Genomic DNA, 23,919 nt, shown 5'->3' on the forward strand with positions numbered 1-23,919 from the left:
TCCGTGATGTCCGACCCGCCCGTTAGTCTCGGGGATCATGAGGCTCCTGCACACTTCCGACTGGCATCTCGGCCGGGCGTTCCACCGGGTGAACATGCTCGGTGCCCAGGCCGAGTTCATCGGTCACCTCGTCACGACCGTGCGCGAGCGCGGCGTCGACGCGGTGGTCGTGTCGGGTGACGTGTACGACCGCGCGGTGCCTCCGCTCGCCGCGGTGGAGCTCTTCGACGACGCCCTGCACCGGCTCGCGGACCTGGGCGTGCCGACGGTGATGATCTCCGGGAACCACGACTCGGCGCGCCGGCTCGGCGTCGGCGCCGGGCTCATCGGACGGGCCGGCATCCATCTGCGGACCGACGCCTCGGCGTGCGGGACCCCCGTCGTCCTCGCCGACCGCCACGGCGACGTGGCCTTCTACGGGCTGCCGTATCTGGAGCCCGCCCTGGTGAAGGACGAGTTCGGGGTCGACAGGGCGGGACACGAGGCGGTGCTCGCCGCCGCCATGGACCGGGTCCGCGCCGACCTGGCCACGCGTCCCCCGGGCACCCGTTCCGTGGTCCTCGCGCACGCCTTCGTCACCGGCGGCCAGGTCAGCGACAGCGAGCGGGACATCACCGTCGGCGGGGTCGCCGCCGTGCCCGCGGGCGTCTTCGACGGCGTGGACTACGTGGCGCTCGGTCACCTGCACGGCAGTCAGACGATCACCGGGCGCGTCCGCTACTCGGGCTCCCCACTGCCGTACTCCTTCTCGGAGGCCGACCACCGCAAGAGCATGTGGCTGGTCGAGCTGGGCCCCGACGGCAGCCTCGGCGCGGAGCGCGTCGACTGCCCGGTGCCGCGTGCCCTGGCCCGGATCCGCGGCCGCCTGGACGACCTGCTGGCCGACCCCGCCCTGATCCGCCACGAGGACGCGTGGGTCGAGGCGACCCTCACCGACCCGGTGCGACCCGCCGAACCCATGGCCCGGCTGGCCGAGCGCTTCCCGCACACCCTCAGCCTCGTCTTCGACCCCGAGCGGGCGTCCGGCGAACCCGAGGTGTCCTACGCGCGGCGGCTCGCCGGCCGGGGCGAGCAGGAGATCGCCGAGGACTTCGTCGCCCATGTGCGCGGCGCCGGGCCCGACGCGCACGAGCGGTCCGTGCTGCGCGACGCCTTCGACGCGGTCCGCGCTGACGAGACGGTCCGAGAGGTCGCCCGGTGACGCGGCATCGGCTGGGCAGGACGGGGGAGCCGGTGGTGCCGGGACGAAGCGAGCGCGCACAGCCGAGTGGCGCCCGCGGCATCCGGCGAGCGCCCGCCGGCCCGGCGGTCGCGCGCGGAGCCCGGCGTGGTGCCGGTGCGGAGGTGGCTGCCGCATGAGGCTGCACCGGCTCGACATCGCCGCCTTCGGCCCCTTCGGGGGCGAGCAGCACGTCGACTTCGACGAGCTGTCCGCCGCGGGACTCTTCCTGCTGCACGGACCGACCGGCGCGGGCAAGACGTCCGTCCTCGACGCCGTCTGCTACGCGCTGTACGGGGCGGTCCCCGGTGCCCGGCAGAGCGGCCAGGGCCTGAGCCTGCGCAGCGACCACGCGGCGCCCGGCACGCGCACCTCCATCCGCCTCGAACTCACCGTGGCCGGACGCCGCCTGGAGATCACCCGGCAGCCGCCCTGGGCACGCCCGAAGAAGCGCGGCTCCGGCACGACCGTCGACAAGGCGCAGAGCTGGCTGAGGGAGTACGACGGCACGGCGGGCGCCTGGAAGGACCTCAGCCGCTCGCACCAGGAGATCGGCGAGGAGATCACCCAGCTCCTCGGGATGAGCCGCGAGCAGTTCTGCCAGGTCGTCCTGCTGCCCCAGGGCGACTTCGCGCGTTTCCTGCGGGCCGACGCCGAGGCGCGCGGCAAGCTCCTCGGACGCCTCTTCGACACCCACCGGTTCGCCGAGGTGGAGAAGCGGCTCGCCGAGCGGCGCCGGGTGGCCGAGGCCCAGGTGCGGGCCGCCGACACCGAGTTGCTCGCCGACGCGCACCGCATGCAGCAGGCGGCGGGCGACACCGCGCCCCTGCCCGACCTCGCGCCGGGCGACCTCGGACTCGCCGAGGCCGTCCTGACCTGGGCCGCGATCGCCCGGAGCACGGCCCGTGAGCGGCTCACCGTCGCCAGTTGCGCCCGGCGCACCGCGGAGTCCGCGCACGCCGCAGCCGAACGGGAACTCGACGAGGCACGCGAAGTGGCCCGGCTCCAGCGCCGGTTCGCCGAGGCACGCGAGCGTGCCGCGCGACTGGAGGAGCGCGCCGACGGCCACCGGGAGGCGCGGGCGCGGATGGAGCGGGCCCGCAAGGCCGAGGCGGTGGCCCCCGCGCTCGACCTGCGCGAGGCCGCCGAGGCCGAGCACCGGCGCGCCGCCGCGAAGGAGACCCGCGCGCGCGAGCTGCTGCCAGGGACCTTCGCCGGGGCCGGCGCGGCCGGGCTCGCCGTCGCCGCGCGCAAGGCCGCCGAGGAGCTGGGCGGCCTGGAGTCCGCGCGCCGCGCCGAGCAGCGGCTGGCCGGACTCCTCGCGGAGCGCGAGGCGCTCGACCGGCAGGAGCGCGCCGACGAGGACGTGCTCCAGGAGGCCGCGAGCTGGCTCGCGGAATGGGACACCACACGGGCGGCCCTCCAGGCGGACGTCGAGTCCGCGCAGGGGGCCGCCGCCCGCGCCGAACAGCTCGCCGTCCAGCGCGACCCGGCCCGCAGACGGCTGAACGCGGCCCGTCAGCGCGACCAGTTCGCCCGCGACACGGACGAGGCACAGGAGCAGGTGCTCGCCTCCCGGGAGCGCGCGGCGGACGCCCGCGCCCACTGGCTGGACCTCAAGGAGCAGCGGCTGAACGGCATCGCGGCCGAACTCGCCGCGAACCTGGCCGACGGCGCGCCCTGCGCCGTGTGCGGCGCCACGGAACACCCCGCGCCCGCCCGGAAGATCGACGGGCACGTCGACCGGGAGGCCGAGGAGCGGGCGCTGGCCGCCTACCAGGACGCCGACGAGCGGCGCGCGGAGGACGAACGACGGCTCGGCCTCGTACGTGAGGCGCTGGCCGCGGCCACCGCCGAGGCGGGCGACACCCCGACCGGTCGACTCGCCGAAGAGGCCGACGACGTGGAGCGGCTGTACGCCGAGGCGCGGGCCGCCGCGTCCGGGCTGCACGGCTCCCGCGAGGCGCTCGCCCAGGCCGAGCGCGAGCACGGGCGGCGGGTCGCGGCCCGGCAGGCGGCCGAGGTGCGAGCCGCTTCCCGCGTCGCCCGCCGGGACGCGCTGGACCGCGAACGCCTCACACTGGAAGAGGAGTTGGCGCACGTCCGGGGCGACGCCGACAGCGTGGCGGCGCGGTCGGCGCAGCTGGAGCGGCGGGCCGCCCGGCTCACCGACGCCGCGGACGCCGCACGCGAGGCCGAAGAGGCCGCCCAGCGGCTCAAATCGGCGGACGCGCGCCTCGCCGACGCGGCCTTCCGCGCCGGATTCGACACCCCGCTCGCCGCGTCCGCCGCCCTGCTGGACGACGCGGCCCACCGCGACCTGCAACGACGGCTCGACGCCTGGCAGTCGGAGGAGGCGGCCGTGCGCGCGGTGCTCGCCGAGGCCGACACCGCCACGGCCGCCCAACTGCCGCCCGTGGACCTGTGGTCCGTCGAGCGGGCCGCCGATTCCGCGGCCCGCAGGCTCCAGGACGCCGTCTCGGCCGGGGACGCCGCCGCCCGGTGCTGCGCCGAACTCGACCGGCTGTCCGCGCGGGCCCTGGCGGGCGTACGGCGTCTCGGCCCCCTGCGGGAGGAGTACGACCGGGTGGCGCGGCTGGCGGGACTCGCCGCGGGCACCTCCGCGGACAACGAGCGCAAGATGCGCCTGGAGTCCTACGTGCTCGCCGCCCGCCTGGAGCAGGTGGCCGCCGCGGCGACCGTGCGGCTCCAGCGGATGTCGTCCGGGCGGTACACCCTCGTCCACTCCGACGACCGCTCGGGCCGCGGCCGCAGCGGACTCGGCCTGCACGTGGTCGACGCCTGGACCGGCCGGGAGCGGGACACCGCGACACTGTCCGGCGGCGAGACCTTCTTCGCCTCGCTCGCGCTGGCGCTCGGTCTCGCGGACGTCGTCACGGACGAGGCGGGCGGGGTGCGGCTCGACACCCTCTTCATCGACGAGGGCTTCGGCAGCCTCGACGACCAGACCCTGGACGAGGTCCTCGACGTACTGGACTCCCTGCGGGAACGCGACCGCAGCGTCGGCATCGTCAGCCACGTCGGGGACCTGCGGCGGCGGATCCACGCCCAGCTGGAGATCGTGAAGGGCCGGACGGGTTCGGCCGTACGCCAGCGGGGCGCGGGCTGACCCGTCCCGGCCGTCGGCTGTCGGGCCGCCGGACTCAGCGGCCCACCGGGCGCCGGGGCAGCGGCGAGGAGTAGACGACGCTGGTCGTCACCGAACCCAGCGTGCCGATCCGGCCCGTCACCTGCTCCAGGTGGGCCATGGAGCGCGCGGCGACCTTGATGACGAAGCAGTCGTCGCCCGTGACGTGGTGCGCCTCCAGGATCTCGGGCGTCACCGCGACCAGGTCGTGGAAGGGCTTGTAGTTCCCGGTCGGATACCGGAGACGGACGAAGGCGAGGATCGGCAGTCCGAGGCTCTCCGGGGCGACGACGGCCGCGTAGCCCTGGATGACGCCCGCCTCCTCCAGCCGGCGCACCCGCTCGGTGACCGCGCTCGCGGACATGGAGACGGCACGGGCCAGCTCGGCGAAACTGGCCCGGCCTTCGCGTTGCAGGACGTCGAGGATGCGCCAGTCGGTGGCGTCCGGGGAATACGCGGTCATACCCGAGAGACAACAGGGAAATCCCCGGCCGATCAAGACCGGGGCCGTGATTCGCCACTTCAGCGAAGGGGCCGCCGGCCATAGGTTCTTGGACAGGAAGTCCCGTACGGCCCGCGCGGTGAAGGCGCCGGTACGGCGGGACCGCTAGGAAGGCCCGACCCATGACCGCGACAGCCACCGCCACCGTCACCACCGAGATCAGCGCCGCGAACCCCGTCCTGCGGATCGCCCCCGCGGCTCCGGCCGAGGCCGCGGCCTTCTTCCGCGCCGGCCTCGCCTTCCACGCCGACGTGTCCGACGTCGCCTCCGTGCTCGCGGCCGGCGGCGACCCCGGGTTCGTCGTGCTCGACTCGCGCTCCACGGCCTCCTGGGACCAGGGACACGTTCCCGGCGCCGTCCACCTGCCCACCGCGCTCATCCCGGAGCAGGCCGAGCGGCTCCTCGACCGCTCCGTGCCCGTCGTCACCTACTGCTGGGGCCCCGGCTGCAACGGCGCGACCCGCGCGGCCCTGGCGCTCGCCCAACTGGGCTTCCAGGTCAAGGAGATGCTCGGCGGATTCGAGTACTGGGTGCGCGAGGGCTTCGCGTACGAGACCTGGGAGGGCAGCGAGCGGCGCAGCGCCGACGCGCTGACCGCGCCGGTGGACGCCGAGGAGTGCGGCTGCTGAGTCCGCGGCCCGCCGCGCCAAAGAGCCTGCGACGGCGAGGCGTTGGGGCGGAACAGGGGATATCGGACGCGGCGGGGGAGCGGGAGAGCCCGGGCGGAACGCTGCCTGTAGCTTCTGCCGCATGGCGCGTTACGCGGAACCGGGTGCGGTGGAGTGGGTCGAGTCGGGCGGCGGGCCGCTCATAGCGATTCCCGAGGTGGTCCTGCCGTTCTGGTCGGGGGCCGACGGCGACGACATGTCGTCCGACTACGACCGGGCGTGCGACGTCGAGGGGTTCATCGGCCTGGTACCGGTGGGGGACACCCGGGCCCTGGTCCTCGGCGACGAACCAGCCTCCACCACGTTCCTGCCCCGGCACGGCACCTTCGTACGGTGGTGCGCCGCCGACTCCGAGGCGGAACTCCTCGCCGGCGTCCCGGCCGCGCTCGACGCGGCGGTCTGGGAACCGGAGGTGCGGTGGGACGTCCCCGGACCGGTGCTGCTGTTCGACGCGGCCTGGCCGGGCCGTGTCTCCGAGCAGACGGACCACCTGCGGGTCGACCTGGAGCCCGGCCGGTACGGCGTCCGCGCGGCCCATGTGGAACCGGGGCCCGAGACCTGGCTGGGTCTCGTGCAACTGCGCCGGCTGGCCGTCTGACCGGACGTCGGCCACCGGACCGGCGTCCGGCACCGGACCGGCGGCTCGGACCGGACCCGTGGCTGGCACCGGGCCGGCGGCTGGCACCGGACCGGCGGTCGGGGCCGGACCGGCGGGCGGCCCGGCCCCGGCCGCCGTGCGGCGGCGGACCGGCTACAGCTGGGACAGCTCGTCCACCAGGTCGTCCAGGCCCAGGGAGCCCTGGGAGAGCGCCGCCATGTGCCAGGCCTTGGCGTCGAAGGCGGCACCGTGCCGCTTCCGCGCGTTCTCCCGGCCGAGCAGCCACGCCCGCTCACCGAGCTTGTAGCCGATGGCCTGCCCCGGGATGGACAGGTAGCGGGTCAGCTCGCTCTCCACGAAGTCCGCCGGCCGGCTGCTGTGCGAGCCGAAGAACTCCTCGGCCAGCGCGGGCGTCCAGCGCTCACCCGGGTGGAACGGCGAGTCGGCCGGGATCTCCAGTTCCAGGTGCATGCCGATGTCCACGATCACCCGGGCCGCCCGCATCATCTGCGCGTCCAGGTAGCCGAGGCGCCGCTCGGCGTCGGTGAGGAAACCCAGCTCGTCCATGAGCCGCTCCGCGTACAGCGCCCAGCCCTCGCAGTTGGCGCTCACCCCGCCGACGGTGGCCTGGTAGCGGGAGAGGTCCTCGGCGACGTGGGCCCACTGCGCGAGTTGCAGGTGATGGCCGGGAACGCCCTCGTGGTACCAGGTCGACACCAGGTCGTACACCGGGAACCGGCTCTGGCCCATCGTCGGCAGCCAGGTACGGCCGGGGCGCGAGAAGTCCTCGGACGGAGCCGTGTAGTAGGGGGCCGCCGCGCCGCCGGGCGGCGCGATACGGGACTCCACCCGCCGTACCCGCTCGGCCAGTTCGAAGTGGGTGCCGTCGAGCGCGTCGATCGCCTCGTCCATCAGGGCCTGAAGCCAGTCGCGGACCTCGTCGACCCCCTCGATGTGCGTGCCGTGCTCGTCCAGGTGCGCGAGCGCCACCCACGGCGTCGCGGCACCCGGCAGGATCTTCTCCGCCTCCTGCTTCATCTCGCCGAGCAGCCGGTGGTACTCGGACCAGCCGTAGGCGTACGCCTCGTCGAGGTCGAGGTCCGTGCCGTTGTAGTACCGCGACCAGCGCGCGTACCGTTCGCGGCCCACCGTGTCCGGGGCGCCCTCGATGGTGGGCGCGTACACGTCGCGCATCCAGTCGCGCAGGGACACCAGGGCCTCGGTCGCCGTCCGGGCGGCCGAGTCGAGATCCGCGCGCAGGGCCTCGGGGCCGGGCGAGACGAAGTCCTCGAACCAGCCGCGGCCCTGCCCGTGCGGGTCCGACCACTCGGTCAGCTGGGTGATGAAGGTGGCCGTCGGACGCGGACCGCCGTAGAGCTTGCGCTCCAGGCCGAGGGCCAGGGACTCGCGGTAGCCCTCCAGCGCGGCGGGCACCGCGCGCAGCCGCTCGGCGACCGCGGCCCAGTCCTCGTCCGTCGCGGTCGGCATGAGGGAGAAGATGTCGCGCACCGAGTGCGCGGGGGAGTGCAGGTTGCTCACCACCCGCAGCCCCTCGTCGGCGTCGTGCACGGCCAGTTCGGCGGTGAGGCGCTCACGCAGCAGACGGGCGCAGCGGCGCTCGATGCCGCTGTCCGCGCCGGGCTGCCGCTCGGCCTCGTCGAGCCGCGCCAGCGTCGTCCGCGCCAGCTCCGCCAGGGCCTCCTGGCCCGCGGGCGAGGCGTCCGGCAGCCTGGTCGAACTTGCCGGGTCGCCGAGGTAGGTACCGGTGACCGGGTCGAGGGCGATGAGCTCGTCGACATAGGTGTCGGCGACCTCGCGGGGCAGCGGGCTCTTGGTGTCTGACATGCGGACAATCCTCATACGAGGACCCGGTCCGCGTCAGCCGGATTCCGCTGAGGGCGTGGACCCTTGCGCCCCGTGCGCCGAGGTGTCCCGCTGCGGTGGCAGCAGCGGCCCGCAGTCCCACTGCTGGAAGATCAGCCGCGTCTCGACCCGGGCCACCTCGCGCCGTGACGTGAACTCGTCGATCACCAGGCGCTGCAGATCCGTCATGTCCGACACCGCCACGTGCACCAGGTAGTCGTCGGGGCCGGTGAGATGGAAGACCGTACGGGACTCCGGCAGCGCCCGGATCCGGTCCACGAACGGCCCGACCAACTCCCGCCGGTGCGGCCTGACCTGCACGGACAGCAGGGCCTCCAGACCGCGCCCCAGCTTCGCCGGATCGAGCCGCAGCTGGTGCCCGAGGATGACCCCGGCGCGGCGCAGCCGGGTCACCCGGTCCAGGCAGGTCGACGGCGCGACCCCGACCTGCGTGGCAAGATCGCGGTAGGTGGTCCGTGCGTCGTTCTGCAGCAGGCGCAGCAGATGAAGATCCACCGGATCCAGTACGACGGTTTCGGCCATGGCCCGAACGTAGCACGGGGTTCGACGCCACGGGCCCGCCCGGTGTTCAGGCTGCGGCCATGGACTCCGTCACCCCGCACGCCTCTCGCGTCCCCGATCCACGTCCCGCCCCGCGCAAGCTGGCCACCGAGGCCGTCCACGCCGGGCGCGACGACCTCGCGCGGCAGGGACTGCACGCCGCGCCGATCGACCTGTCCACCACCTACCCCTCCTACGACAGCAGGGGCGAGGCCGCCCGCATCGACGCCTTCGCCGCGGACGGCGCCGAACCGGAGGGGCCGCCGGTCTACGGGCGCCTCGGCAACCCGACGGTCGCCCGCTTCGAGACCGCGCTGGCCCGGCTCGAAGGCACCGAGAGCGCGGTCGCCTTCGCCAGCGGCATGGCGGCACTCAGCGCGGTGCTGCTCGTGCGCAACGCGATGGGGCTGCGCCACGTCGTGGCGGTGCGCCCGCTGTACGGGTGCAGCGACCATCTCCTGACCGCCGGGCTGCTCGGCTCGGAGGTGACCTGGGTCGACCCGGCCGGGATCGCGGACGCCCTGCGGCCCGACACCGGGCTGGTCATGGTCGAGTCCCCGGCCAACCCGACCCTCGCCGAACTCGACCTGCGGGCCGTCGCGCACTCCTGCGGTTCGGTCCCGCTGCTCGCGGACAACACCTTCGCCACGCCCGTGCTCCAGCGGCCGGCCGAGCAGGGCGCCCGTCTCGTCCTGCACAGCGCCACCAAGTACCTGGGCGGACACGGCGACGTGATGGCCGGGGTGGTGGCCTGCGACGAGGAGTTCGCGCGGGGACTGCGCCAGGTGCGGTTCGCGACCGGCGGGGTGCTTCACCCGCTCGCCGGCTACCTGCTGCTGCGGGGCCTGTCGACCCTCCCGGTGCGGGTCCGGGCGGCCTCGGCCAACGCCGCGGAACTCGCCCGCCGGCTGGCCGCGGATCCGCGGGTCGCCCGCGTGCACTATCCGCGCATCGGCGGCGCCATGATCGCCTTCGAGGTCGTCGGCGACCCGCACGAGGTCATCGCGGGCGTCCGCCTGATCACCCCCGCCGTGAGCCTGGGCAGCGTCGACTCCCTCATCCAGCACCCCGCCTCCATCAGCCACCGCATCGTCCCCTCGGCCGACCGCCGGGACGCGGGCGTCAGCGACCGACTGCTGCGGCTGTCGGTGGGCCTGGAGGACGTGGACGACCTGTGGACCGACCTGGACACCGCACTGGGCGCGCGACCGGAGCCGCGGGCCCTGGCCCGGGAGCACGAGGCGGCCGTGCGGGGGGCGTGACCGGCGGCCCCGAGGGGAGGGGCCGGAACCGGCGGGGCCGTGGCGACGGGTGAGGGGCACCGTCGTAAGCGGACGGCGCTCGCCGTGCGGGGCGCGGGACCGGCCCGGCGGGGTGCGCGGGGACGGGCCGAGGTCGGCGGGGCCGCCACGACACGCAGGGTCTCGCTCGTCGGAGAGCGACGCTCACCGTGCGGGGCGCGGGGGCGGGGGCGGTCCGGGGGCTGCGCGGGGGCGGCCCGGGACCGGCGGGGCCGTGCCGGCGGGGGAGGGCCACCGTCCTGCGCGGGGCGACGCTCGCTTGCGGGGCGGGCGGCCGGTCCGACGGGGTGCGCCCACGGGGCCGGGGCCGACGGGGGTCACGCCGACGGGCGAGGGCCAAGGTCGTACACGGGGCGACGCTCGCCCGCGGGGCGCGCGGCCGGCCCGGCGGGGTGCGCCGGGCCGGTGCGTTCGGTACCGGGGGTGCCGGATCGTGCCGTCAGTCCCGGGTGGCCGGTCCGCCCACCTGGTCCCGCGACTGCGGTGCGGCGGCCCGGACGCCGTCCAGGCGGGCGGTGATGACGAGGGTGCCCTCCTCGATCTGGTAGTCGAGGGGGAGATCCAGAGCGCGCATCGCGGCGACCATGCCCGTGTTGGACGCCTGCGTCACGGCGTACACGCTCTCGCAGCCCGCCTCGACCGCCATGGCGACCAGCCGGCCGAGGAGTTCCCCGCCGATGCCGCGCCGCTGCCACTCGTCCTCGACGAGCAGCGCGACCTCGGTCTCGTCGCCGTCCCACAGGAGGTGGCCGAGGCCGACGATGCGGCCCGAGGCGGTCTGCACGGCGAGCGTCCGCCCGAAGCGGGGGCTGAGCAGGTGGTTGAGGTAGCGGTCGGCGTCCCCGACGGGGCCGTGGTACCGCATGCTCAGCGTGCGCGGCGAGCAGCGCTCGTGCATGGCCTTCGCGGCCTCGTGGTCGGCGGCGTCGGCCCTGCGCACGGTGATGGCGTTGCCCTCGGGCAGCGTCAGGACGTCCAGGCCGCGCGGGATCCGCGGACCGAGCCGCGCGTCCAGCTCGACCAGGGCCCGCGCCCGGGCGAACTCGGTCGGCGTGAACGGCAGATACGGCCGCTCCACCGTGATCACCCCGCCCTCGGGAGCCCGCAGCCGCATCACCGTGTCCTCCAGAGCGCCCTCGACCGGCGCCGCCTCGATCGCGCGGCCGGAACCCGGCGACCTGGCGGGCAGCGAGCGGATGGTGCAGCGGCCGAGCAACTGCCGCAGCGCCAGCGGCAGTTCCGCGGCGTCCAGGGCGGTGCGCGTGGCGAGGCCGAGGACCCGGGTCGGCGCGTCCACCAGGTCGTGGGCGTCGGCCCGCTCGATCCACGTCCCGGTGCCGCCCGCCCCGGCGACGGCGCGGGTGACTTCGGCGGCGGTCAGGGCGCCGGGGGCGCGCAGCAGGAACTCGTCCACCGTGCCCTCGGCCAGCGGATGGGTCTGCAGGCTCAGGATGTCGACCTCGTGCCCGGCCAGCGCCGTGCACAGCGCGGCCAGTGACCCGGGAGCGTCCCGCACCGTGGTCCGCATCCGCCACAGGACGGTGGGCTCGGCGGCGTCGCCGGACGCCGGGGACGCGGGCCGCCCGGCCTGCCGCGCCGTGGCGGGCGGCCGGGCCCCGGTATCGCCTGCCGGCGGTGCGTGACCGTGGCGTCGTGCCCACCAGGTGTGGAATCCGGCCGTGGCGACCAGGACGACGGCCGAGATCCCCAGCAGGGCGGGGTCGTCGGGGCCGTGCCCGATCAGGTTGGCCACGGCGTCGGCCACCGCCACGGCCGTGAACAGGGCGGCGAGCTCGACGAGGTCCCGCCGCCAGTGGTGCACGGGGCGCCCGTGCTTCGCGCGCGTCACATGAGACATGTCCGGAGTCATGCAGCCACTGTGAAGGAACGGTGTTGCGTGATCACGAACGCTTTGTGACTGATCGGTTAAGTGTCGCTCTGTCCTTTTTATTTGAATTTCTACGAGTCTCGTCACCGAGCGCGGCGCGGACGGGAGGCACTCCCGGTCACGCGGCGTTCAGCCGGACGCCAGCAGCGCGCCGGCCTCCTCCCCGTCCCTCGGTTCCTCTCCGAGGAACCGTGCCGCACGGGCGCGCAGACCCGGCGCCAACCGGTGTGCGGCTCTGGCCAGTTCGGACCGCGCGGCGGAGTCCTCCAGCCGGTCGAAGTGGCGCTCCACGAGCTTCAGCGCCCGCTCCTGCACCGCCGCGTCCTGGTGCGTGAACGCCGGCGCCACCGCGGGCAGCAGCTCCGGCACCGTGGACGGATCACGTCTGATCACCTTGTTCAGCAGGATGAGCTGGGTGCGGACCAGCTTCCGCTCGCCGCGCGGCAGCACCCCGCCGGACATCTCCGCGAGACGGCGGGCGGTCAGCTCCCCGTCGAGGGCGAGCGCGCCCAGGACCGACTGGGCGTACGAGGCCACGGCCGAGGGCGCGTCACGGACCAGGGCGATCCAGTCACCGACGCGCTCCCGCTGTTCGTCCCGGGTGAGTTTCAGCGAGACCAACAGCCGCAGGAACACCCGGTGGTCGGCCGGCGGCCCGCCCCGCAGCAGCCGGGCGACACAGGCGTCGACCATGGTCCGGCGGTCCAGCAGGCCCTCGCCGCCGAGCCGGGCCAGAGCCACCGTCCAGCTGTCGGCGCCCTCCCCGTACTGCCACTCCACCCGGGCGCCGATGCCGTCGGTCGTGAAGAGGGCGGTTGCCAGCTCCGTCAGATGCGGATCCCTGCGCAGCCGGTCCAGGACGGTGTCCCCGCGCTTCCAGACATGGCCGAGATGCTCCATCCAGCCCTGGACGTAGGCGTCCGTCGTCGGCGCGGCACACCCGGACAGCCGCACCAGGCCGGCCATCAGCGCGTACGGCACACCGGAGGCGACCGGCCGCTGGGCGAGCCGGTGCGTCACGTCGGCCAGCCACGCGGGGTCGCGGTCCCCGAGGACGTCGAGGAGGACGGCGGGTGACGCCTGCGACCAGCGCAGATCGGGCGCCGCGAGCCAGGTGGCCGCCGCGGCGGCCCCGGTCTGGCAGGCCGCTCCCGCCGCGTGCAGCGCGGGCTGGGCGCGGCGGGACTCCGCGTTCCACGGGGCCGCTCCCAGCTCCTTGCGCAGCTGTCTCAGCCCCGGGAGGCACGCCTTGCGTTCCGTATCGGTCATGCCGTCCAGCAGGCTCACGACCTCAGCCGTCCGCCCCGCCCGCACGGCCTCCAACAGCACACCCATCGCACGCCCCCGTCGATCCTCGGTCTCCCGGCCCCCACCGCGCACGACTTGGGCGCGGGCGGCGGCCCCGGCCCGGAAGCGCTCCCGGGCCGCACGGTCCGCGCCGCGCACGCGAGGGCGGAGGACGCCGCGGAACGCGCCCTGGCGGCGTCGTGCCGCCGGGCGCCGGCCCCGGCGTGCGGAGATCGCGTCATGGGAGAACCGTAGAGGCCACCACTGACAACGACCCCTGCTCCGCCGGTGGTTGTGACCGGGGAGCCGTGGTGGCGCACGGCGAACGGAGCGGCGCACCGGGGGATGACTCCGGTGCGCTGCCCATCGGTTCGAGGGTACGGGACCGTCCGGCTCAGCGACGGATCACTGCCCGACCCGGCCCGGCCGCAGCACCTTCGTGAACAGCACGGTGCCGTCCTGCTCGCGCAGCCGGACCGTCAGATCGCCGCTGCCGCCGTCGATGTCCACCTCGCCGAAGAACTGGTAGCCCCCGGCGGGCGAGACGTTCGACGCGGTCGGCGCCTTCACGAACACCCGCTCGGGGCCGAACGTGCCGTCGAGCGCGCCGGCCGGGAACGCGCCGGCGTTCAGGGGACCGGAGACGAACTCCCAGAACGGCTCGAAGTCGCTGAACGCGGCCCGCTCCGGCCGGTAGTGCTGGGCCGAGGTGTGGTGGACGTCGGCGGTCAGCCACACGGTGCCCGTGATCCGCCGGTGCTTGATGTACCGCAGCAGCTCGGCGATCTGCAGTTCGCGGCCGAGCGGCGCCCCCGGATCGCCCTGGGCCACCGCCTCGATGTTCTTCTGCCCCTCGGTGGTGTCCGGCACGACCAGCCCGAGCGGCATGTCCGAGGCGATCACCTTCCACACGGCGCGCGAGCGGGACAGTTCCCGCTTGAGCCAGCTCAGCTGCTCCTCGCCGAGGATGCCCTGCGGGTCGGTGGTCTGGGTGCCGGGGGTGTTGGCGTTGCGGTAGGTGCGCATGTCCAGCACGAAGACGTCGAGCAGCGGGCCGTGGCGCACGACGCGGTGAACCCGTCCCTCCCGGGCACCGGGCCGCAGTGTGGAGACCGGGAAGTACTCGCTGAACGCGCGGCCGGCGCGCGCCGCCAGTACGTCGACGCTCTTCTCGGTGTACCGGGTGTCCGTCGCCGCGATCACCTGGCCCGGATACCAGTTGTTGCGCACCTCGTGGTCGTCCCACTGCACGATGGACGGCACCTGGGCGTTGAAGCGGCGGAGGTTGTCGTCCAGCAGGTTGTAGCGGAAGTTGCCGCGGAACTCCGCCAGGGTCTCGGCGACCTTGGACTTCTCCTCGGTGGTGACGTTCCGCCAGGTGCTGCCGTCGGGCAGGGCGGCGGTCGCGGAGATCGGCCCGTCGGCGTAGATGTTGTCGCCGCTGCACAGGAAGAAGTCCGGGTCCAACGAGGCCATCGCGTCGTAGATCCGGTAGCCCCCGATGTCGGGGTTGATGCCCCAGCCCTGTCCGGCGATGTCGCCCGACCACAGGAAGCGCACGCCGTCGCGCCGCCGGACCGGTGCCGTGCGGAAGGTGCCCGGCACGGGCTCGCCGGTGCGCCGCGGGTCGTCGGGGTCGGCGAGCAGGACGCGGTAGTGGATCTGCTCGCCCGGCGGCAGCCCGCGCAGCCGGGTCGTGCCGGTGAAGTCCGTGCCGGGGCCGAGCAGCGGACCGTGCCATCTCCTGGCGTTGCGGAACGACTCGGTGGCCGACGTCTCGACGATCATCCGGGCCGGCCGGTCGGAACGTACCCACACCAGACCGGAGTCGGTCGTGACGTCACCGGCCTGGACACCCCAGCCCGCCTCCGGCCGTCCCGACAGGGCGAACGCCGGTGCGGCGCCGGCCGCGGCCGGCAGAGCCAGGGCCGCCGACGCGGCCAGGGAGCCGCGCAGCACGCTGCGACGGCCGGGGAACGGCGGACGGTGTGACATGGATGCGCCTCCAGGGACGGGTTCCGGCCAGTGTGCAGTGCCACACCTACTGGTGCGCCGCAGCGCACACGGAAACCCCAAGTGAACAACTGACCGCACCCGCAAGGGAACCGGCGTGCGCCCGAGCCGACGGCGCACCGTCGAATCCCCGTCAGCCCTCGCGCACCGCCGCCGCCATGAGGCGCACCCCCTCCTCGATGCGCGCCGGGGACAGGTGCGCGTACCCGAGCACCAGCCGTACGCCCTTGTCCACCGCCGTGCCGTAGTCCGACAGCGGGCGCACCGCGACCCCCTCGGCGGCCACGAGACGCAGGAAGCGGTCCGCCGGCCCGTACCGTTCGGGCAGTTCGGCGATGGCGTGCAGTCCCGCGGCGATCCCCGAGACCCTGGTGCCGGGGAAGTGCTCGGCGAGGGCGGACACGAGCGTGTCGCGCCGCTCCCGGTACGCGCGCTGGCAGCGCCGCAGCTGCCGGTCGTAGTCACCGCGCTCCAGGAACCGCGCCATGAGGGCCTGGTCGATCACCGGATGGCCGAGATCCATGGTCCGCTTGCGTTCCACGACCTCTTCGGCGAGCGACTCGGGCACCACGAGCCAGCCGAGCCGGAGCCCGGGGGCGAGGGACTTGCTGACCGACCCGGTGTACGCGACGTGCTCCGGATCCAGTCCCTGGAGCGCGCCCACCGGGGCACGGTCGTAGCGGAAGTCCCCGTCGTAGTCGTCCTCGACCACGAGACCGTCCACCGAGCGGGCCCAGTCGAGCAGTTGGGCACGGCGCCGCGCCGAGTACGCGATCCCGGAGGGGAACTGGTGGGCGGGGGTGACGACCACCGCCCGCACTCCGGAGTCGTCCAGGGGGCCGGTCGCCAGTCCCTCACCGTCGAGCGGCAGGGCGACGGCGGTGATGCCGGCCGAGGCGTACAGGGCGCCGTGCTCGGGGCTGCCGGGGTCCTCCACGCCGACGGTGCGCACCCCGCGCGCGTGGAGCACGAATCCGAGGAGCGTCGTCGCCTGCGCCACCCCGGAGACCACCACCACCCGCTCCGGGTCCGCGACCACCCCGCGACGCCGGGAGAGCAGTTCGGCCAGGGCGGTCCGCAGCCGGGGCAGCCCGCGCGGATCGGGGTAGCCGAGCGCGTGGTGGGGCAGTTCGGCGAGCACCCCGCGCTGCGCGGCGGCCCAGGCGGCCCGCGGGAACAGCGACAGGTCCGGCGTGCCGGGCAGGAAGTCGGCGCGGGCGCCCGGGAAGCGCGGCGCCAGATCGCGCGCGGGCGGCCGGGCCGCCCGGGTCGCGCCGCCCACCCAGGTCCCGGCGCCCCGGCCGCTCCGCAGGTACCCCTCCGCCGTCAGCTGCTCGTACGCCTCCGTGACCAGCCCCCGGGACACGCCGAGATCGGCCGCCAGCTCCCGGCTCGGCGGCAGCCGGGTGTCCGGCGCGAGCCGTCCCGAGCGCACCGCCTCCCGCAGCGCGGCCTGGAGGGTGCGGCCACGCGTGCGTGCGGGTGCCGACGCGGCCGGCAGCAGCAGCTCCCAGGCGGCGGCCCACGGCGACCGCGCCCCGGCCCCGTCCTCCCGATTGGTCCCCGATGGCGTCATGGAAGTGGACCTTAAACCGGACCGGGCCGCTTCGTAGCGTCGCCACCATGAACGCCACCACCCGCGGAGCCCTGCTCGCCGCCTTCGCCTGCGTCCTCGTCGGAGGCTCCTTCACGGCCAACAGCGTGCTGGGCCACTACCCGTACGCGGGCGGGCAGTTCCTGCGCTACGCCCTGGCCTGCCTGCTGCTCCTGCCCCTCCTCGGCCGGGGCGGCACGGCGCCGCTGCGACGGCTCGCCCCACGCCAGTGGACGCGCCTCGCGCTCCTGGCGGCGGTGGGCATGGTCGGCTTCAACCTCGCCGTCATCGCGGCCGAACGCACCGCGGAACCGGCCGTACCAGGGGTGTTCGTCGGCTGCGCCCCGGTGGCCGTCGCCGTCCTGGTCCCCCTCCTGGACGGGCGCCGGCCCCAACGCCTGGTCCTGTACGGGGCGTTGCTGGTCGCGGTCGGCGCCTTCACGGTCCAGGGGTGGGGGCGTACGGACGGCGCGGGGATCGCGTGGTCCGCGTGCGCGCTCGGTGGCGAGGTCGGCTTCGCGGTCCTCGCCGTGCCCGTGCTGCGCCCCCTGGGACCCCGGCTGCTGTCCGCCACCGTCTGCGCCGTCGCCGCGGCCGAGTCGGCGGTGGCGGGGCTGCTCGCGGACGGCGGCGGGTGGCTGCGCGTACCGGACGCCACCGAGACGGCGGCCCTGCTGTGGCAGGCGGTGGTCGTCACGGTCGTCGGCTTCGTCTGCTGGTACATGGGCATGCAGCGCATCGGCGCGGAACGCGCCACGCTCTTCTCCGGGCTCATCCCCGTCGCCGCGGCCTGCACCGCGCCGCTCGTCGGCACGGGCGCGTACGGCGCCGCCCAGGGCGTCGGCAGCGCCCTCGTGGGGGCCGGTGTCGCCCTGGGCTCGGGGGCGCTGAGTGTGCGGGCCCGCCGGTCAGCGGCTGCCGTCCAGGAGGACCCGCGCCACCAGCGCCGGATCGTCGTTCATCGGGACGTGCCCGCAGCCGGGCAGCCGGACGAGGCGGGCGCGGGGGATGATCCCCTTGGCGCGGACGCCCTGGCGGCGGACCAGCAGCCGGTCCCGGGTGCCCCAGGCGACGGTGACCGGCACTCCCGGGACGTCGTCGGTGAACTGGACGGTGATGCCGGCCCGCAGCGTCTCGGGGAACCCCTCCGCGTGGGCGAGCGCGAGCGTCTCGGCGACGACGGCCTCGGGTGAACGGCGCTGCGGCCGCGCGTAGATGCTGCTCGTCAGCACCGTGCGCCCCGCGGCTGTCCGGGACAGCCGCTCCACCAGGGGCAGCGGCAGGCGGCGCGCTGCCTGCCGCATCGCGGTCAGCACCCCGAAGGCGTACCGCCGTTCGGCCTGCGTCCAGAAGCCCGCGGGCGACAGCGCCGTGACGGACCGTACGAGCTTGTCGCGACCGAGTCCGAGGGCCAGCAGACCGCCGAGGGAGTTGCCCGCCACGTGCGGGCGGTCCAGGCCCAGGGCGTCGCAGAAGGCGCTGAGCGCGGTGTTCATGGTCGCCAGGTCGTGCGTCAGTCCGTCGGGCAGCGCGGGGGACTCGCCGAACCCGGGCAGGTCCACGGCGATCACGTCCCGTTCGGCCGCCAGGATGTGCAGGACGGGGTCCCAGGCCTGCCGGTGGTGGCCTATGCCGTGCAGCAGGAGCAGCGGTTCGCCGGTGCCCACGCGCGCGTAGGACAGGGTGACCGGCCGGGGGCCGTGCGGGGAGGGGACGGTGAAGGAGACCGTGTCGGACATGGTGCTGCTCCTCACAGGGGACGCGCTGACGGGCAATGGGCAATGGGCAACGGACTGTCGGCGGGCGTCGGGCGACGCGCCGCTTCCGTAGACACCTTGTCAGCAACTGCTACCGACGGGTAGCCCCCGTGCCTCCCGACCTCGGACGCCGGACGGCGCCCGCTCGACGCCGTGCCCGGCCGGCACGCGCGCGGAGTGGCCGACGCCACACCGTCGCCCGGACATCGCCTGGACACCGCGCCGGAGGTCGTATGGGATGGACGGGTGACCACTGACACCGGCACCACCACGGACGTCTTCGAAGAGCACCGCCCCGTCCTGATGGGCGTCGCCTACCGCATGCTCGGCAGGGTCGCCGACGCCGAGGACGTGGTGCAGGAGGCGTGGCTGCGCTGGTCGGACGGCGACCGCTCGGACGTGCGCACACCGCGGGCCTACCTGGTGCGCGTCACCACCCGGCTCGCCATCGACCGGCTGCGCCAGGTGCAGTCGCGCAAGGAGGCCTACGTGGGCCCCTGGCTGCCCGAGCCGTACGTCACCGAGTTCGGGGACACCGCGCCGGACACCGCCGAGCGGGCCGTGCTCGCCGACTCCGTCTCCCTGGCCGTGCTCGTCGTCATGGAGTCCCTGTCGCCCCTGGAACGCGCCGTGTTCGTCCTGCGGGAGGCGTTCGGATACCCGTACGCGGAGATCGCCACCACTCTGGACCGCAGCGAGGCGGCGGTACGCCAGCTGGCGGGCCGGGCGCGCCGGCACGTCGAGGAACGGCGTCCCCGCTACGAGGTCGATCCGGCCGAACGCCGCGTCCTGACCGAGCGGTTCCTCGCCGCCGCGGTGGACGGCGACCTGGAGGGCCTCATGTCCCTGCTGGCCCCCGAGGTCCGGCTGGTCGGGGACAGCGGCGGGCTGTCCAAGGCGCCGCTCCGGGTCCTGCAGTCCGCGGACAAGGTGGGCCGCTTCCTGCACGCCGTCGCGGGCAAGGGCCTGCCGGACGTCTCCTTCCGCATGGTGGAGCTGAACGGCGGCGCCGCGTTCCTGGTCCTGTCCGGCGGCAAGGTCGACACCGCCTTCCAGCTGGACGTCACGGACGGCCGCGTCCAGTGCGTCTACGTCATGCGCAACCCGGAGAAGCTGCTCGCCCTGTCACCCCACTGACCTGCCCCGCCCCGGCCGTCCCCGAAGCCCCCGCCGTCCCGGCGGGGGCTTCGTGCCGTGCGCCGGTTCCCGCGCGGCCTGTCCTGCGTGAGCCCCGGACCGCGCGCTCGTGTCGCGGACGTGACCCGGCGCGAACGCCGTATGAACGCTGCGCGGCCAGCGCCCGGGCAATCCGCGAGGGATCGAGGATTGGTCTTGACCAAGGGTGGGGCCCGTCCTATGGTCGCAGGGATAGTGCAGGAACCTTTAATAAACAAGGGCGCTAAAACGCCGCCGGGCCACGGCGATTGCGGAGGACAGGGTGGGGACCACGCAGCTGGAAACGGTGCCGGAGCCTAAGTACTGGCATCTCAAGACCGTGCTCAGCGAGGCACTCGACTCCGAGTTCTCGGTGGGCGAGATCCTGCCCAACGAGCGGGACCTCGCGGCCCGGTTCGGAGTCGCCCGCGCCACGCTCCGGCAGGCCCTCGAACAGCTCGAACTGGAAGGCCGCCTGCAGCGCCGCCGCGGAGTGGGCACCACGGTCGCCCCGCCGCGCGTGGGCGTCGCCGTCGGATCCGAGCAGCACACCTGGCCGGGCGCGCCCGGTGACGCCTGGCAGCCCGCGGACTGCACGTCGGCCGTGCCGCCCGGCGCCGTCGCCGACATGCTGGAGACGGACCGCGAGCAGGCGGTGCACATCGTGCGCCGCTCACGCGTGACGCACGGGCAGCCGGTCGCCGCCGAACTGCTCTACGTCCCGGCCGCCTCGGTGCCGGAACTCAGTTCCATCGACGCGCCCTCGGGGCCCGCACGCGCGCGTGCCGTGCTGCGCGAACTCCAGCGCCTCGGCCTGGAGGGCCAGGACCGCGCGGTGGAGCTCGGCTCCGCGCGCGCGGACGACGCCAAGGAACTCGACCGCCTCCCCGGGGCGCCCGTCCTCGTCGTCACGACCCGCTTCTTCGCCGAAGGGCGCACGGTGGCGGTCTCGCTGGCCACGTACCGGGCCGACACCTGCCGGCTGACCTTCGGGGACTCCGGCGGCCTGGAGATCCACCACGACCAGGAACGCCGCGCGTCCTGATCCGCGGGCGACAGCCCACGCACATGGAGCGCACACGTCACGCCCCGGCCGACGGCCGGGGCGTGACGTCTCTCGCCGTGTTCGCCGTGTTCGGCGGCGTCAGCGACGTGCGGTGACCGTGCCGTCCACGGCGAACAACTGCTCCTCCACGTGGTCCAGGGCCAGCCGCAGCGCACCGGTGGCGACCGCCGCCTCGCCCAGCAGGGACAGCGCCACCTTCGGGGGCCGCAGGCAGTAGCGGGCCAACTCCCGCCGCAACGGCTCCAGTACACCGTCGAGCCCGGCCGCCCAGCCGCCGATGACGACCAGCTCCGGGTCGAGCGCGAGCACCAGCGCCGCCACGTCGTGGACCAGCCGCTGGATGAACCGGTCGACGGCCGCGCGGGCCCGCTGGTCGCCCTCGCGGGCGAGCGCGAAGACATCGGCGACGGCCTGCTCGTCGAGGGGGTGCAGGGGCTCGTCCGTCGTCGACAGCAGCGTTTCCGGGGTCGCCCCGCGGCCCAGCAGGTGCAGCGCCCCGATCTCCCCGGCCGCGCCGCCGTAGCCCCGGTGCAGCCGGCCGCCGATCAGCGCACCGGCGCCCGGGCTCAGCCCCGCCAGGACGAACACCAGGTCGTCGGACTCGGTCGCCGAGCCCTTCCAGTGCTCGGCGACCGCCGCCGCGTTGGCGTCGTTCTCCACCAGCACCGGGCACTTGAAGGAACGGCTCAGCCGCTCCCCGAGGCGCAGGCCCGTCCACTCCGGCAGGGCCGTGCCCAGACGTACGGTGCCGTCCGCCTCCACGATGCCGGGGCTGCCCACCCCGACCGCCCGCAGGGAGCTGCGCGCGACGCCCGCCCGGCGCAGCAGCTCGGCGACCGCGCCCCGCAGCCGTTCGAGCCGCTCGTCCGCCGGGGCGGTCTCCTCGACCTCCTTGGAGATGGCGCCAAGCACCCGGCCGTCCAGGTCGGCGAGGAGCGCGGCGACCCGGTGCGGGCCGATCTCCAGGCCCAGCAGGTGCCCCGCCTCGGCCCGGAACCGGAAGCGTCTGGCGGGCCGTCCCTGGCGCCGCGCGGCGCTGTCGTCGGCGGCCTTCTCGACCACGAGCCCGGCCTCGATCAGACCCTCGACGACGCCCTCGACCGTGGGCCGGGACAGTCCGGTCACCCGGGTGATCTCGGTGAGTGTCGCGCAGTCCGTGGCACGCAGGGCGTGCAGCACCACCGCGGAATTGATCCTTCGCAGCAGAGAGGGGTCCCCGCCGGTCAACCGCCCCAACGTCTTTCCTCCCAGCTCGCGCGCGTGTTGGCCGGATCGTACTCGGCGCGGCGGCCTCCGGCGAGTGCCGGGCACCCCCGGGTCACCGACGGCTCCGTCTCAGCCCGGTGACACGAACCCCGACTCGTACGCCGTGATGACAGCCTGGGTGCGGTCGCGGGCGCCCAGCTTGGCCAGGACGGCACTGACGTGGGACTTGACCGTCTCGGTCCCGACGATCAGCCGGCCGGCGATCTCGGCGTTCGACAGACCCCGGGCCATCAGGCGCAGCACCTCGGCCTCCCGCCCGGTCAGCGCGGCCCGCTCCAGGAGCGCCCGGGCCGCGGGATTCCCGCCGCCGTCGCCGTACTCGGCCGCCAACTGCCGCACCGACGCCGGGAACAGCAGCGACTCGCCCTCGGCGACCAGCCGCACGGCGTGCACGATCTCGGCGGGCCGGGCCCGCTTGAGCAGGAACCCGTCGGCACCGGCGCGCAGCGCCTCGTAGACGTACTCGTCGTTCTCGAACGTGGTGACCACCAGGATCTTCGGCGGGTCGGCGACGGTACGCAGCACCGCCCGGGTGGCCTCGATCCCGTCCATCAGCGGCATTCGCACGTCCATGGCGACGACGTCGGGGCGCAGTTGCCGCACCAGGGGGATCACCGCGGCGCCGTCGGCCGCCTCACCGACCACCTCGATGTCCGGCTGCGCTTGGAGGACGGCACGCAGACCCGCGCGTACGAGGGGTTCGTCGTCGACGAGCAGGACGGTGACCGGCATCCGGCCAGCCTAGGGCCTGTGGTGGATCATGCCGGCGTCCGGGACGAACCGGTGGTCACGGCTGCCCCGATCCGAGCGGCGGACCCCGGATCAGCGCAGCGGCAGCTCCACGCGCACCCGCCACTCGCCCTCGTCGGGCCCTGTCCGCGCGCGGCCGCCGAGCAGCGCCGCGCGCTCCCGTATGCCCCGCAGTCCGCTGCCCCGGCCGGGACCGGGGACGGTGGCCGTCAGCGGGTTGCGCACCTCGAGACCGAGCGTGCCGTCCGCGACCCGGACCCGGACCCGGACCGGCACTCCACCCGCGTGCCGCAGCGCGTTCGTCAAGGACTCCTGGAGGATGCGGTAGCCCTCCCGGGAGACCGGGCCGGGCACGCTGTCCAGGGGGCCCGTCACCTCGGCGTCGACCTCGGCGCCGGAGGCACGGGCGGACTCCAGGAGGCGGTCGGCCTCGGTCAGCGCGGGGCGGCTGCTCGCGGGGCGCTCCGCCTCGCGCAGCACACCCAGGACCCGCTCCAGGTCCTCCAGGGCGGCCCGGCCGGTGTCCTCGATCGCCGCCAGGGCGCGGTCCGTGAACGCCGGGTCCCGGGCCGTGCGCGCCGCCCCCGCCTGCACCACGGCCACCGTCAGGGCGTGCCCTATGGAGTCGTGCAGCTCGCGGGCGATGCGGTTGCGCTCCAGCAGCTGCTCGGTCCGCTCCTCCAGGGCCGCCAGCCGCTCGCCGGGGGAGGGGCCGAGCAGGCGGCGCGCGAGGGCGGCGACCAGCCCGCCGAGGCCGACGACCGAGGCGTACAGGGCGAGCAGGGGCAGCGGGACGAGCAGGACCCAGCCCCAGTGCGGCCGGTCCATCGACCAGAGGGGGCCGTGGACCGGCGCGTCGCCGAAGGCGGCCCGGCACAGATCGACGACGAGCACCGGCAGCCACACGCACGCCAGTGTCGTGACCGCCCCGAGGGCCATCCGCGCTTCCAGCCACAGCACCGTCCGCAGCCGGTCCCGCCACGTGAGCGAGCGGGTGACGGAGACCGCCGAGCCCCCGTCCGGCATCAGCATCAGGCGCGCCTGCACGCCCTCGCCCGCCCGCACGGCCGGCACCAGCCCCAGCGGGACCAGCAGCACGGCCGGCACCCACGGCCGGGACATGTCGATGAACAGCCACACGCTGACGAAGAGCATCGGCACCCACAGGTGCAGCAGACGCGTGTACGTCGTCGCGCTCGTCAACGGGCGCAGGAACCGGGCCATGGCGTCATCGTGCCAGGCGGCACCGACAGCGGGGCTCCCCCGGGCGGGGGAGACGCTCT

General features: G+C 74.9%; 18 protein-coding genes and 1 pseudogene. 8 read left to right on the forward strand and 11 right to left on the reverse strand.

Features of this window, described 5'->3' with window-relative positions; genetic code table 11:
- The first annotated feature begins 37 nt into the window (after positions 1 to 37).
- Entirely contained in the window at positions 38 to 1,201 is a 1,164-nt protein-coding gene (locus ACWGIS_RS31650) for an exonuclease SbcCD subunit D (RefSeq protein WP_453365920.1), read from the forward strand.
- Between the two features lie 154 nt (positions 1,202 to 1,355).
- Positions 1,356 to 4,349, forward strand: coding sequence for an AAA family ATPase (locus tag ACWGIS_RS31655; protein WP_453365921.1), 2,994 nt, complete (start codon positions 1,356 to 1,358; stop codon positions 4,347 to 4,349).
- 34 nt (positions 4,350 to 4,383) lie between these two features.
- Here ACWGIS_RS31655 and ACWGIS_RS31660 read toward each other — a convergent pair whose 3' ends face one another.
- Complete coding sequence (locus ACWGIS_RS31660; RefSeq protein ID WP_453365922.1) at positions 4,384 to 4,830, reverse strand: Lrp/AsnC family transcriptional regulator; 447 nt, start codon at positions 4,828 to 4,830, stop codon at positions 4,384 to 4,386.
- 161 nt (positions 4,831 to 4,991) lie between these two features.
- On the opposite strand from ACWGIS_RS31660, the gene ACWGIS_RS31665 reads away from it, so the two are divergent.
- Complete coding sequence (locus ACWGIS_RS31665; protein WP_453365923.1) at positions 4,992 to 5,498, forward strand: rhodanese-like domain-containing protein; 507 nt, start codon at positions 4,992 to 4,994, stop codon at positions 5,496 to 5,498.
- A 121-nt stretch (positions 5,499 to 5,619) separates the two neighbouring features.
- Positions 5,620 to 6,135 carry an immunity 21 family protein gene (locus ACWGIS_RS31670; protein WP_453365924.1) on the forward strand — a complete coding sequence of 172 codons (516 nt, stop codon included), beginning with the start codon at positions 5,620 to 5,622 and terminating at the stop codon, positions 6,133 to 6,135.
- Between the two features lie 153 nt (positions 6,136 to 6,288).
- Here ACWGIS_RS31670 and ACWGIS_RS31675 read toward each other — a convergent pair whose 3' ends face one another.
- Positions 6,289 to 7,980 (reverse strand): DUF885 domain-containing protein, encoded by a 1,692-nt coding sequence (locus ACWGIS_RS31675; RefSeq protein WP_453365925.1) that lies wholly within the window; start codon positions 7,978 to 7,980, stop codon positions 6,289 to 6,291.
- A 33-nt stretch (positions 7,981 to 8,013) separates the two neighbouring features.
- A complete protein-coding gene (locus ACWGIS_RS31680; protein WP_453365926.1) occupies positions 8,014 to 8,541 on the reverse strand; it encodes an Lrp/AsnC family transcriptional regulator in 528 nt (175 codons plus the stop codon).
- A gap of 59 nt (positions 8,542 to 8,600) precedes the next feature.
- On the opposite strand from ACWGIS_RS31680, the gene ACWGIS_RS31685 reads away from it, so the two are divergent.
- The gene (locus ACWGIS_RS31685; protein WP_453365927.1) at positions 8,601 to 9,821 is read left to right on the forward strand and encodes a trans-sulfuration enzyme family protein; all 1,221 of its coding nucleotides are present in this window, start codon (positions 8,601 to 8,603) and stop codon (positions 9,819 to 9,821) included.
- Between the two features lie 478 nt (positions 9,822 to 10,299).
- Here ACWGIS_RS31685 and ACWGIS_RS31690 read toward each other — a convergent pair whose 3' ends face one another.
- From ACWGIS_RS31690 to pdxR, 4 genes are all read right to left on the reverse strand, one after another.
- Complete coding sequence (locus ACWGIS_RS31690) at positions 10,300 to 11,718, reverse strand: GNAT family N-acetyltransferase (protein ID WP_453365928.1); 1,419 nt, start codon at positions 11,716 to 11,718, stop codon at positions 10,300 to 10,302.
- Between the two features lie 159 nt (positions 11,719 to 11,877).
- Positions 11,878 to 13,083, reverse strand: a complete 1,206-nt coding sequence (locus ACWGIS_RS31695) for a hypothetical protein (RefSeq protein ID WP_453365929.1) — start codon at positions 13,081 to 13,083, stop codon at positions 11,878 to 11,880.
- A 357-nt stretch (positions 13,084 to 13,440) separates the two neighbouring features.
- The gene (locus ACWGIS_RS31700; protein WP_453365930.1) at positions 13,441 to 15,030 is read right to left on the reverse strand and encodes an alkaline phosphatase D family protein; all 1,590 of its coding nucleotides are present in this window, start codon (positions 15,028 to 15,030) and stop codon (positions 13,441 to 13,443) included.
- A 151-nt stretch (positions 15,031 to 15,181) separates the two neighbouring features.
- Positions 15,182 to 16,624 (reverse strand): MocR-like pyridoxine biosynthesis transcription factor PdxR, encoded by a 1,443-nt coding sequence (gene pdxR / locus ACWGIS_RS31705; RefSeq protein ID WP_453365931.1) that lies wholly within the window; start codon positions 16,622 to 16,624, stop codon positions 15,182 to 15,184.
- Between the two features lie 47 nt (positions 16,625 to 16,671).
- Here pdxR and ACWGIS_RS31710 point away from each other — a divergent pair.
- Positions 16,672 to 17,073: pseudogene (locus ACWGIS_RS31710) on the forward strand (EamA family transporter); the annotation flags it as partial.
- 477 nt (positions 17,074 to 17,550) lie between these two features.
- Here the strand turns inward: ACWGIS_RS31710 and ACWGIS_RS31715 are convergent.
- Positions 17,551 to 18,381 (reverse strand): alpha/beta fold hydrolase, encoded by an 831-nt coding sequence (locus ACWGIS_RS31715; protein WP_453365932.1) that lies wholly within the window; start codon positions 18,379 to 18,381, stop codon positions 17,551 to 17,553.
- Positions 18,382 to 18,645: 264 nt separating this feature from the next.
- On the opposite strand from ACWGIS_RS31715, the gene ACWGIS_RS31720 reads away from it, so the two are divergent.
- Positions 18,646 to 19,536 carry an RNA polymerase sigma-70 factor gene (locus ACWGIS_RS31720; RefSeq protein ID WP_453365933.1) on the forward strand — a complete coding sequence of 297 codons (891 nt, stop codon included), beginning with the start codon at positions 18,646 to 18,648 and terminating at the stop codon, positions 19,534 to 19,536.
- A 301-nt stretch (positions 19,537 to 19,837) separates the two neighbouring features.
- Complete coding sequence (locus tag ACWGIS_RS31725; protein WP_453365934.1) at positions 19,838 to 20,599, forward strand: GntR family transcriptional regulator; 762 nt, start codon at positions 19,838 to 19,840, stop codon at positions 20,597 to 20,599.
- A 99-nt stretch (positions 20,600 to 20,698) separates the two neighbouring features.
- On the opposite strand, the gene ACWGIS_RS31730 is transcribed toward ACWGIS_RS31725, so the two are convergent.
- The 3 genes from ACWGIS_RS31730 to ACWGIS_RS31740 all read right to left on the reverse strand — a co-directional run bounded on the left by ACWGIS_RS31730 (position 20,699) and on the right by ACWGIS_RS31740 (position 23,860).
- Complete coding sequence (locus tag ACWGIS_RS31730; protein ID WP_453365935.1) at positions 20,699 to 21,856, reverse strand: ROK family transcriptional regulator; 1,158 nt, start codon at positions 21,854 to 21,856, stop codon at positions 20,699 to 20,701.
- Between the two features lie 99 nt (positions 21,857 to 21,955).
- On the reverse strand, positions 21,956 to 22,618 hold the full coding sequence (locus ACWGIS_RS31735) for a response regulator (protein WP_453365936.1): 663 nt from the start codon (positions 22,616 to 22,618) through the stop codon (positions 21,956 to 21,958).
- A gap of 90 nt (positions 22,619 to 22,708) precedes the next feature.
- Positions 22,709 to 23,860, reverse strand: coding sequence for a sensor histidine kinase (locus tag ACWGIS_RS31740; protein WP_453365937.1), 1,152 nt, complete (start codon positions 23,858 to 23,860; stop codon positions 22,709 to 22,711).
- Positions 23,861 to 23,919 lie beyond the last annotated feature (59 nt).

This window comes from Streptomyces sp. NPDC054842 (genome assembly GCF_053611025.1).